This window comes from Phenylobacterium sp. (genome assembly GCF_036501465.1).
GTDB lineage: Bacteria > Pseudomonadota > Alphaproteobacteria > Caulobacterales > Caulobacteraceae > Phenylobacterium.
The window spans coordinates 18,257-29,171 of record NZ_DASYAF010000080.1 but is presented as its reverse complement, the minus strand read 5'-3'; the positions used below and the strand labels follow the sequence as shown (position 1 = coordinate 29,171).

8 protein-coding genes are annotated in these 10,915 nt (G+C 69.6%); 4 read left to right on the top strand and 4 right to left on the bottom strand.

All coding sequences use genetic code 11. The annotated features are described in order from the left end of the window. On the top strand, nucleotides 1-543 hold a 543-nt coding region (locus VGL85_RS08845), incomplete at its 5' end, for a hypothetical protein (RefSeq protein WP_331588182.1). On the opposite strand, the gene VGL85_RS08840 is transcribed toward VGL85_RS08845, so the two are convergent. Then, on the bottom strand, nucleotides 540-1,271 hold the full coding sequence (locus tag VGL85_RS08840) for a rhomboid family intramembrane serine protease (protein WP_331588179.1): 732 nt from the start codon (nucleotides 1,269-1,271) through the stop codon (nucleotides 540-542). The genes VGL85_RS08845 and VGL85_RS08840 overlap by 4 nt on opposite strands. Nucleotides 1,272-1,390: 119 nt before the next feature. Between VGL85_RS08840 and VGL85_RS08835 the strand changes: the two genes are divergently transcribed. From VGL85_RS08835 to VGL85_RS08825, 3 genes are all read left to right on the top strand, one after another. Beyond that, complete coding sequence (locus tag VGL85_RS08835) at nucleotides 1,391-4,345, top strand: insulinase family protein (protein WP_331588176.1); 2,955 nt, start codon at nucleotides 1,391-1,393, stop codon at nucleotides 4,343-4,345. A 94-nt stretch (nucleotides 4,346-4,439) separates the two neighbouring features. Next, nucleotides 4,440-5,507 carry a 2OG-Fe(II) oxygenase gene (locus VGL85_RS08830; RefSeq protein WP_331588174.1) on the top strand — a complete coding sequence of 356 codons (1,068 nt, stop codon included), beginning with the start codon at nucleotides 4,440-4,442 and terminating at the stop codon, nucleotides 5,505-5,507. Nucleotides 5,508-5,568: 61 nt separating this feature from the next. Next, complete coding sequence (locus VGL85_RS08825; RefSeq protein WP_331588172.1) at nucleotides 5,569-7,677, top strand: HAD-IIIC family phosphatase; 2,109 nt, start codon at nucleotides 5,569-5,571, stop codon at nucleotides 7,675-7,677. Between the two features lie 120 nt (nucleotides 7,678-7,797). Here VGL85_RS08825 and VGL85_RS08820 read toward each other — a convergent pair whose 3' ends face one another. The 3 genes from VGL85_RS08820 to VGL85_RS08810 form a co-directional block, all read right to left on the bottom strand. Beyond that, complete coding sequence (locus tag VGL85_RS08820) at nucleotides 7,798-9,456, bottom strand: choline dehydrogenase (RefSeq protein WP_331588169.1); 1,659 nt, start codon at nucleotides 9,454-9,456, stop codon at nucleotides 7,798-7,800. A gap of 75 nt (nucleotides 9,457-9,531) precedes the next feature. Then, nucleotides 9,532-9,987: a DUF805 domain-containing protein gene (locus tag VGL85_RS08815; RefSeq protein WP_331588167.1), complete on the bottom strand. Its 456-nt coding sequence runs from the start codon at nucleotides 9,985-9,987 to the stop codon at nucleotides 9,532-9,534. Nucleotides 9,988-10,065: 78 nt separating this feature from the next. Continuing rightward, entirely contained in the window at nucleotides 10,066-10,848 is a 783-nt protein-coding gene (locus VGL85_RS08810; RefSeq protein WP_331588164.1) for an enoyl-CoA hydratase-related protein, read from the bottom strand. Between the last annotated feature and the right edge of the window lie 67 nt (nucleotides 10,849-10,915).

Sequence of the window (10,915 nt, the reverse complement as noted above, 5' to 3'; positions counted from 1 at the left end):
TTCTTCACCCGCCAGGCCCTGGCGAAGATCCGGGCCGACAACCCGGGCGTCCCGATCAAGGCGGTGCTGTCCACCTCCGATTCCTGGCCGCATTTCGCCGGCGTCCGCCAGGCGGTGGCCGAGAAGCTGCCGGTCTATGTGCTCGACCTCAATCGCGACCTCGTCGAACGCAACGTCCGTGCGCCGCACACCCTGCACCCCGACCAGCAGCAGACCGCGCCCCAGCCGGCGCAGCTGCGCGTGGTCTCCGGCAAGGTCGCGCTGGGCGCCGGCCCGAACCGCCTGGAGCTCTATCCCCTGCGAGGCGCGGCGACCGAACGACAGTATATGGTCTATTTCCCTGGCCTGCGGCTGCTCTACGCCAGCGACACCCTGGCCTTCGAGTCCAAGACCCACGCCCTCTACGATCCGGAACTGATGCACGAGGTCGCCCAGGCCGTAGCCCGGGAGCACCTGGCGGTCGACCGCGTCTTCGCCATGCATGAAGGCCCGACGCCGTGGTCGGACGTCATGCAGAAGGTGGACGCGGCCGTGAAGGGCTAGGCTTCGTCCGGCTCGGGCGGCGCCAGGCGGGCGAATGGGCCGATCAGCAGCACGCCGACGATGAAGCCCGCGATATGGGCCTCCCAGGCGACCCCCGCGTTGCCCGCTCCGGGCAGGAAGCCGCCGCCGAACACCGCGATCAGCAGGTTGATGACGATCCAGCCGCCGCCCATGCCCAGCACGGTCGGCGAGAAGATCCGGCCCGGCCGCCCCTGGCCGGCGATCAGCCGGGCCGCTGCGCCCATCAGCCCGCTCACTGCGCCGGAGGCCCCCACCACCAGCCCCTGCCCGCCCGGATGGACCGCGGCATAGCCCAGGTTCGCGAGCACGCCGCAGATCACATAGAAGGAGAAGAACAGCAGCGCGCCTTCCATCTTCGGCCCGAACAGCCGCGCAAGCGGCGCGGAGAAGGCCAGGGCGAAGGCGCCGTTCATCATGGCGTGGGCCCAGCTTCCGTGCAGGAAGATCGAAGTGACCACGGTCTCCCATCGCCCAGGCGTCAGGTTCGCCGGCGCAAAGGCCCAGGCGCCCAGCACCGCGTCGATCGGGAACAGGGTCTGGATCGCATAGCCGCCGATGATCAGGGTGACCACCGCGACGGCCTGCCAGGGCGCGTTGAAGACCGGCTCGCGCTGCGGCGCCGACGGCGGCTCGACTGATGGCTCGCCCGGCCCCTGGGGCCATGGCTCCGGCTGCCCCGGCGTCTTTTCGAACCGCGATTCCGTCATACAGCCTCATTTAGGCGCATTGTCGCAGTTACGACAGCCGCCGCCTTCTTGCCTTGTCGCCGCCACGTCATATGACGATGTTCCAGGCGTCTCGTCGGACGATTTCAGGACTTCTCTATATGATACGTTCCTTGCGCGCGGGCGCTGCGCTCGCCGCCATCCTGGCCCTCTCCGCCCCCGGCTTCGCCATCCCGGCCCAGGCCTGGGCCATCGGCCTGCCGCACCTGCCGAAGATCAGCCTGCCCGGGTCCGACAAGGGGCCCGGTCCCGTCTTCCAGAAGCTGCCCCCCGGCGAGTGGCCGCAGGCCAAGTCCGACGTGAAGGCCGATCCGGACATCCGCTTCGGATCGCTGCCCAACGGCATGCGCTACGCCATCAAGCGCCAGGCCGCCCCGCCCGGCCAGGCCGCCATCCGCCTGCGCTTCGACGCCGGCTCGCTGATGGAGACCGACGCCCAGCAGGGCCTCGCCCACTTCCTGGAGCACATGGCCTTCAACGGCTCGAAGAACGTGCCCGAAGGCGAGATGGTCAAGATCCTGGAACGCCACGGCCTGGCCTTCGGCGCCGACACCAACGCCTCCACCAACTTCGACGAGACCATCTACAAGCTGGACCTGCCGAAGACCGACGACGACACCGTCGACACCTCACTGAAGCTGCTGCGCGAGGCGGCCGGCGAGCTGACCATCGCCCAGGCCGCCGTGGATCGCGAGCGCGGCGTGGTGCTGTCCGAAGAGCGCGCCAGCGACAGCCCCGGCTACGAAGTCTACAAGGCCCGCCTGGGCTTCGAACTGCCCGGCCAGCGCATGCCGACCCGCGAGCCGATCGGCAAGGTGGACGTGATCCAGAAGGCGCCGGCCGGCCAGATCGCCGACTTCTATCACCACTACTATCGCCCGGACCGCGCGGTGCTGGTGGCGGTGGGCGACTTCGACCCCGTCGCCATGGAGGCCAAGATCAAGGCCCGCTTCGGCGACTGGAAGGCCGTGGGCCCCGCCGGCCTCGATCCGGACCTGGGCAGGGTCGCCCAGCGCAAGACCGCCGCGAAGGTGGTCGTCGAGCCGAGCACGGCGCTCAACATGCAGGTCACCTGGGTGCGCCCGCCGGACCTGCGGCAGGACACGCTCGCCAAGCGGCGCAGCGACATGATCCTGCAGCTCGGCTTCAACGTCCTGAACCGCCGCCTGGGCGCCCTGTCGCGCGGGTCTCAGCCGCCGTTCCTGGCCGCCGGCGCCTTCCAGGCCGACCAGGGCCACTCGGCCGAGGTCACGACGCTGGCCGTCAACGCTCCGGCCGACGGCTGGCGCACCGCGCTCGCCGCCCTCGACCAGGAGCAGCGCCGGCTCGTGAAGTACGGCGTGCGCCAGGACGAGCTGGACCGCGAGATCGCCGAGGAGCGCGCCAGCGCCCAGGCCGCCGTCGCCGGGGCGGCCACCCGCCGTCCCGCCCAGATCGCCGACGAGATCATAGGCTCGCTGGGCGATCAGGAGGTGGTCACCAGCCCGGCGCAGGACCTGGCTGTCTTCGAACAGGTGGTGAAGGGGCTGAAGGCCGATCAGGTTTCCGACGTGATGCGAGAAGCCTTCACCGGCCAGGGACCCCTGCTCTTCGTCTCCACGCCCAAGCCGATCAGCGGTGACGAAAACGCCGTGCTGGCCGAATACGCCTCCGCCCAGAAGATGGCCGTGGCCGCGCCCACCGCCCCGCACGAGGTGGTCTGGCCCTACGCCAGCTTCGGCGAGCCCGGCAAGGTCGCCGAAACAAAGGAGGTCACCGACCTCGATACGGTCTTCGTCCGCTTCGAGAACGGCGTGCGCCTGACGATCAAGCCAACCAAGTTCCGCGACGACGAGGTTCTGGTGCGCGTCAACGTCGGCGACGGCCTGCAGGACCTGCCCAAGGACCGCCAGAGCCTCGCCTGGTTCGGCAACACCCTGATCGAAGGCGGTTTCAAGCAGATCGACAGTGAGGACACCGAGCGCGTGCTGGCCTCGAAGGTCTACGGCGCCCGCTTCGGCGTCGGCGAGGACGCCTTCGTGCTTTCCGGCGGGACGCGCACCGCCGACCTGCCCACCCAGCTTCAGGTGCTGGCGGCCTATGTGGCCGATCCGGGCTGGCGGGCCGAGGCCTTCAAGCGCCAGCAGACCGCCGGCAAGACGGTCCACGACCAGATGGAGGGCACTGACGGCGGGGTGATGAGCCGCGAGCTCTCCGGCCTGCTGCACAACGGCGACCGCCGCTTCACCTTCCCCAGCCGCGACGACATCTCCAAGGCCCAGTTCGCCGACTTCCAGGCCCAGGTCGCCCCGCACCTGGCCAAGGACCCCATCGAGGTGGTGGTGGTCGGCGACATCACGGTCGACAAGGCGATCGAGGCGGTTTCGCGCACCTTCGGCGCCCTGCCCGCCCGCAGCCCCGCAAAACCGGTGCCGGCCGCCCAGAAGGCCATCGCCTTCCCCGCCGCCAACACCGCGCCCCTGCTGCTCACCCACAAGGGCCGCGCCGACCAGTCCATCGGCTATGTGGCCTGGCCGACCAACGACCTGTGGGCCAATCCGCAGCAGGCGCTCGACAACGATATCCTGGGCGAGGTCATGGGCCTGCGCCTGATCGACGAGCTGCGTGAGAACCAGGGCGTCACCTACTCCCCCTCGGTCAGCTATTCCCACAGCCTGACCTGGACCGGCTGGGGCTATCTGTCCGCCAGCGTGGAGGTGCCGCCGGCCAAGCTGGACGGCTTCTTCCGCGACGTTCAGAAAATCGCCGCAGACCTGCGCACCAAGGATGTCACCCAGGACGAGCTGGACCGGGCCAAGAAGCCGCGCATCGACCGCCTGGAGAAATCCCAGGTCACCAACCAGTACTGGCTGTCGGAGCTCTCCGGCGCCCAGGCCGATCCGCGCAAACTGGACTTCATCCGCCACATCGTCCCGGGCACCCAGTCGGTCACCGCCGCCGACGTGAAGCGGGCCGCCAACCTGGTGCTCAAGACCGACAAGGCCTTCAAGCTGGAGGTCGAACCGCTCAAGGTCGCCCAGGCCCAGGGGTTGGGGGCGACGCCGGCCAACCCGTGATCGGCGCTCCGTGACGGATCGAAAGGAAAGCGAAATCGGTAAGGCGTAATTCACCGGCAGCTTCGATGCTTCCGGAACCATGGGACGGGACGCCTTGCATTTCACGATCGGAGATCGCGCGCCGGCGATCCTCGGCGCGGCCGCGGCCGGGACCTTCTTTTCCCTGGACGCCCAGGCGGGCCGGCCCGTCGCGGTCGCGACCCTCGGCGCGCTCGAGGCCGATGCCGCCGCGCGGGTGCTGGAACGCCTGCGCGCCGCCCGACCGCTGTTCCAGGCCGCCGGCATCGACGCCGTCGCGCTCGCGCCGCCCGATCCCGCCTTCACCGCCCGCTTCTCGCAGGATCCGGCTGCGCGCGACGACCTCTTCTACGTGACTACCGGCCCAGGCTTGGAACGCTTCGAGCTGGGCGGCGAGGCCGCCTGCGTGCTGATCGACCGCGGCGGCCGGGTGGCGGACATCCTGGCCTTGTCGGAAGGCGTCGACATCGCCGCCTGGCTCGCTCGCAACGCCCCGCGCGTCTGGAGCGAGCCCGCCCAGGTCCGCGCCTCGGCCGCCCCGGTGCTGTTCATCCCCAATGTCGCGCCGCCGGACCTCTGCCGCGCGCTCATCGACCACTTCGAGGGCTCGGACCACGAGGCCGGCGTCATGGCCTCGTTCAAGGACGGCGGCGCCTACGCCAAGCTGGACGAGGGCAAGAAGAAGCGGCGCGACACCGAGCTCACTGAGGGCTCTGCGCTCTACGCCGAGGTGCTGAAGGTGTTCTCCGGCCGGGTGATCCCGGAGATCAAGCGGGCCTTCAATTCCGACATGGTGTTCGCCGACCGCATCCTGATCGCGCGCTACGACGACACCGGCGGCTGGTTCAAGCGGCACCGCGACAACGCAGCTCCGCACACCGCCTTCCGCGACTTCGCCATCTCGCTGAACCTCAACACCGACGAGTACGAAGGCGGCGAGCTCAGCTTCCCGGAATATGACGATCATCGCTACAACCCGCCGGCCGGCGGCGCCCTGGTCTTCTCCGCCTCCCTGCTGCACGAGGCCGTGCCCGTGACCCGCGGCAGCCGCTACGTGCTGCTGTCCTTCTTCGGCGGGGCCGAGGCTCAGGCCAAACTCTCGGGCTGGCTCAACAGCCAGCAGGCGAAAGCCGCTGCATCTTAACCAACGGGCAGGCCACGCCGCTTAGCTTCGCCGCGACATCCTTAATGGGCGCGCGTTCCCGATGCTGATTCGCCGGTCGACCTACGTCCACCTGACGCCGCTGGCGCAAGACCGCGTGCTGATCGTCCACGCCATCAGCCACCTGCGCCTGGTTGTGGACGCCGAGGTCAGCGGCATCGTCGAATGGTTCGCCGAGCCCCGCGACATGCCGGGCGACCTGGCCCAGCTTCGCGAGACCCTGACTATCGACGCCGATACCCTGGCCGGCTGCCTGGCCAGCCTGATGGAGCGCGGCGTCCTCACCGACCTCGATCCGGCCGGCGAGGCCGCGGCGGTCGCCGCCAAGCTCGCCGAGCTGCACGGCCGCGATCCTGGCGAGGCGTTGGACCAGCTCCGCCGCCAGGAGGGCGAAGGCGCCAATCCCTATTGGTCGGTGACCTCGGCCCTGGGCGCCGACGACCTGGGCGGGCCCAAGGCGCACCGCTGGGACGTGCTGCTGTTCGGCGACTGCGACCTGCAGATGGAGGCCGACTTCCTGCGCCGCGAGGCCGCCCGCCGTGGCGTCGACCTGCGTGTGGCCGCGTCCTTCCCCGACGACCTGCGGCTCGCCGCCGAGAAGCCGCATCAGGCGATGCTGATCGGCGCTCTGCGCTCGCGTCATCTGGTCGCCAAGGGCAGCGCCGCCGACCATGGCGGCGATCCCACGGCCGTCTACCTGGCTGAGGCCCGGCACATCATCGAGGGCCTGCGCGCCCATTCCGACGCCCCGATCCTGATCGACGGCCTGCCGGAGCCCACCGTCCAGCCGCTCGGCATGGCCGACCGCGGCCCGTTCAGCCACCGCAACCGCTTCCGCCTTCTGAACCACGGCCTGGAAGCGCTGGCCCTCCAGTACAGCGGCGTCTACGTGGTCGACGTGGCCGCCGCCATCGCCGCCGAGGGCGCCGCCGGCCTGCTGGACGACGCCCTGGTCGGCTTCACCCACTTCGGCTCACCCGGCTGGATGCTCCAGCGCCCCTCCGTCGAACTCGAAGCCGTCCACGGCGTCTTCCCCGACACCGCGCCGCTGCACGCCGCCGTGGGCCCCGACCTCTACCGCCGCGAAGCCGTGGTGGCGCGCGCCCACATGGACCAGCTCGCCGTGGTCATGGGCCTCGCCCGCAAGAAGTGCGTGATCCTCGACCTCGACGGCACCCTGTGGCCCGGCGTGCTCGCCGAGACCGGCGCGCCGTTCGCCTGGACACCGGAGATCAGCGGCCACAACTCCTACATTGGCCTCTATTTCGGCCTGCACGAGGCCTGCCTGGCGCTGAAGCGTCGAGGAATCTTGCTGGCCTGCGTCAGTAAGAACGACGAAGCCCTGGTCCGCGAGCTCTGGACCTATCCCGACCACTACCCGAAAGACCGGCTGCTCACCCCCGACGACTTCGTCACCTGGCGGGTGAACTGGCATGACAAGCCCAGCAACATCGCCTCGATCGCCGAGGAGCTGGGCTTCGCGCTCGACGCCTTCGCCTTCGTCGATGACCACCCCGTGGAGCGCGAGCGCGTCCGCCAGGCCCTGCCGCAGGTCGACGTGTTCGGCGAAGACCCGTTCGCGCTGCGCCGCATCCTGCTCACCGATCCCCGCTTCCAGGTGCTGAACGTCACCGAGGAAAGCGCCCGGCGCACCGACCTGGTGAAAGGCCAGCTCGATCGCGAACGCGGCCTGGCGGCCGGTGGCGACGACTTCCTGGCGACTCTTGAGGTGGTCACCGCCTGCGAACGCCCGACCGATCCGGCCCTGCTCAGCCGCGTCGCCGAACTCTTCCAGCGCACCACCCAGTTCAACACCACCGGCAAGACCTACTCGGAAGCCGAGCTCGCCCGCCTCGCCGCCGAGGGCCAGGTCTTCATCGCCCATTGCCGCGACCGCTTCGGCGACTACGGCCTGGTGGCCGCCGCCGTCACCGAGGGCTGCGAGATCGCCGCCTTCGCCATGAGCTGCCGGGTGATCGGCCTGAAGGTCGAGCAGACCTTCCTGGGCTTCATCCTCGACGACCTGGCCGACCGCCACGCAGAAGCCCTGGCCCGCATCGTCGAGACCGCCCGCAACGGCCCCGTCCGCCACCTCTATGCGGACAGCGGGTTCGAACTGAGTGATGGAGTTTGGCGCAGAGCCCTAGCCTAACTCCGGTCGTCCCGGCGAAAGCCGGGACCCACGCTGAGTCGACCGCAAGACCCCAAGAACCCGCGTTGCTCACAACGCCCTATGGATCCCGGCTTTCGCCGGGACGGTCGGAGAATGGGTCTAAGCCGCCGCCTTGCCGTCCTCATAGACCGGCGCCTCGTCCGCCGGCAGGAAGGCCCGGCCGCGGATCGCGTCGGAGATCTTCTCGGCGATCATGATGGTCGGCGCATTGGTGTTGCCGCCCACCAGCGTCGGCATGACCGAGGCGTCCACCACCCGCAGGCCCGCGATCCCCTGCACACGGCAATCGGCGTCCACCACCGCCATCGGGTCGCCGGCTGCGCCCATCCGGCAGGTGCCGACCGGGTGATAGATCGTCTCGGCCGAGGCCCTGATCCAGGCGTCGATCTCGGCGTCGCTGCGCACCGATGCGCCCGGCGCGTATTCCTCGGCGCGGTAGGCGTCGAGCGCCGATTGCTCAGCCACCTTGCGCATCATCTTCACCCCTTCGCGGATCGCGCGGCGATCCTCCTCGGTCGAGAGGTAGTTGGCGAAGATCGCCGGGTCGGCCATCGGGTCGGCCGACTTCAGGGTCACCCGCCCGCGGCTCTCGGGCCGAAGCTGGCAGACGTGGAAGGTGAAGCCGTCCTTCTCCACGGCCACCTTGCCGTGGTCCTGCATGATCGCCAGCACGGTGTGGATCTGCAGGTCCGGCCGGTCGAGGTCGGGGCGCGAGCGCAGGAAGGCGCCCGATTCCAGGAAATTCTGCCGCCCCGCGCCCTTGCCGAACAGCATGTAGTTCAGCCCCACGCCCAGGGTCTTGATGAGCCCCTTGCGCATGGAATAGGCGGTGATCGGCTGCGGGCAGACCCAGCTCATGCAGACGTCCACATGGTCCTGCAGGTTGGCGCCGACGCCCTTCAGCGCCTTGACCACCGGCACGCCATGCGCCGCCAGGTCGTCGGGATCGCCGACGCCGCTGAGCTGCAGGATCTGCGGCGACTGCACCGCGCCGGCGCAGAGCAGCACCTCGGCGTCCGCATGGACGACGCGCCGCTGGCCCGTCTTGTCCTCGTGGATCTCCACCCCGGTCGCCCGGCCCGCCTCGATGACGATCCGCGTGGTCCGCGCCCCGGTCAGGCAGGTGAGGTTCGGCCGGGTGAGCGCCGGGTGCAGGTAGCCGCTCGCCGCGCTGCACCGCTGGCCGTCGTGGATGGTCAGCTGATAGGGGCCGAAGCCTTCCTGCTGATAGCCGTTGAAGTCCTTGGTCAGCAGGAACCCCGCCTGGGCGCCGGCCTCGATCGTCGCCGAATAGATCGGGTTGGGCGACGACGCTTTCGACACCTTCAGCGGCCCCTCGCCGCCATGCCAGGCGTCGGCCCCGCCCTCGAAGCCCTCCGAGCGCTTGAAATAGGGCAGCACGTCGGCATAGCCCCAGCCGGCCAGGCCCATCTGCCGCCACTGGTCGTAGTCGCGCGCATGGCCGCGGATGTAGATCATGCCGTTGATCGAGGACGAGCCGCCCCAGCCCTTGCCCCTGGGCCACCACAGCCGCCGGTCGTTGAGGTTCGGCTCCGGCTCGGTCCAGAAGCCCCAGTTCTGCGGGCCTTCCTTGCTGATCAGCCCGCCGACCCCGGCCGGCATCTTGATCATCAGCGAAGTGTCCTTGCCGCACGCCTCCAGCAACAGCACGCGCTTGGTCCCATCCTCCGAGAGGCGATTGGCGAGCACGCAGCCCGCCGAGCCCGCGCCGATGAGGATGTAGTCGTAGCGGTCCATGGCCCGAGCCGTTTCCCTGATCACTGTTCAGTTGGCAGCGAACCTGACGCAGGCGTCACCTTCTGGCAAGCGGGGCTAGGCGAACACCTCGACGATCGGCGCCGTTGGATTGTCTCCGAACCGGTTTACGCCGCGCGAGCCGCTCAGGAAGCCCATCTCCACCACTCCCCACAGCGACAGTCCGAGCCCGGGGAGGCTGAGCAGCGCCGCCTCGACAGCGGCGGGGCCCCCCAGATGCGCCACCTCCTGCGCGCCCGCGGACAACAGCGTTGGGAAAAGCCAGAAGACCACGAGCCACCATCCCGACCTGTCCCGGTCGTGCAGCCGACGGACGCCGACGGCGACCGCGGCCACGATCAGTGCGGGAAGCGGGACCAACAGGATGGCCGCGCCACGTCTGAGCGAGGCCGCCGAGGCCACGGTCAACACCATATCGAAGCCGAGCAGGATCGAAAAAAGCAGGTTCTGTCGCCAATAACCGAGGCGGGTGGTGCGGCCCCTGAAATCAAATGCCGATGCGAGCTTGCGCAAGACGTCCCCCATCCGTCGCGAAACTCGACTGTGGCCTCGGCGACCTGGGGTGACAAGCCCGCCGGCCTTCGCTCTTTCCTACCGCCCCTTCCACTGCGGCGGCCGCTTCTGCGAGAAGGCCAGCGGCCCTTCCACGAAGTCCTCGCTGCCATACAGCGCAGCCACCGCCGGATAGCGGTTCTGGCCCTTGATCGCCGCCTCCAGGGTGGGCTCGTCCAGACCCTGGTAGACCGCCTGTTTCGAAGCGCGGATCGACATCGGCGACAGCTCGCAGATCTGCGCCGCCCAGCGCCGCGCCGCCGCCATCAGTTCGCCCGGCGCGACCACCTCGTTGACGAACCCCAACTCGTGGCCCTCGGCCGCCGAGACCCGCCGTCCGGTCAGGATCATGCCCATGGCCCGCTTGGTCCCGATGGCCCGAGGCAGCCGGTGCAGCCCGCCGGCCAGGGCCGCCAGCCCCACCCGCGGCTCCGGCAGGGCGAACACCGCGGCCTCCGAGGCCACGATGATGTCGCAGGCCAGCGCGATCTCGAAGCCGCCGCCCATGGCCACCCCGTTCACCGCCGCGATCAGCGGCTTGGTCAGGTCGTAGCGCGTCGTCAGCCCGGCGAACCCCGACGGCGGATTGCCCATCTTGCCGCCTCCGGCCTGGTGCTTCAGGTCGTTGCCGGCCGAGAACGCGCGCTCGCCGGCGCCGGTGACGATGGCCACCCACTGCTCCGGGTCGGCCGCGAAGGCGTCGAACACGGCGCCCAGTTCGAAATGGGCCGGCGAATGCAGGGCGTTCATCACCTCGGGCCGGTTCAGGGTGACGATGGTCACCGGCCCCTCGCGATCGACCTTCACGAACTCATGGGCCATGGCGTCCTCCCGTTTCCGACACGCTCGGCGGCCGCGCGAACGGCGTCAACTCGAACATCCTCCCGCA

Bases quoted from the DNA above. Each gene is read 5' to 3' on its own strand.
- VGL85_RS08835 (WP_331588176.1), top strand. From the start codon at position 1,391: ATGATACGTTCCTTGCGCGCGGGCGCTGCGCTCGCCGCCATCCTGGCC.
- VGL85_RS08825 (WP_331588172.1), top strand. From the start codon at position 5,569: ATGCTGATTCGCCGGTCGACCTACGTCCACCTGACGCCGCTGGCGCAA.
- VGL85_RS08810 (WP_331588164.1), bottom strand. From the start codon at position 10,848: ATGGCCCATGAGTTCGTGAAGGTCGATCGCGAGGGGCCGGTGACCATC.
- VGL85_RS08840 (WP_331588179.1), bottom strand. From the start codon at position 1,271: ATGACGGAATCGCGGTTCGAAAAGACGCCGGGGCAGCCGGAGCCATGG.
- VGL85_RS08820 (WP_331588169.1), bottom strand. From the start codon at position 9,456: ATGGACCGCTACGACTACATCCTCATCGGCGCGGGCTCGGCGGGCTGC.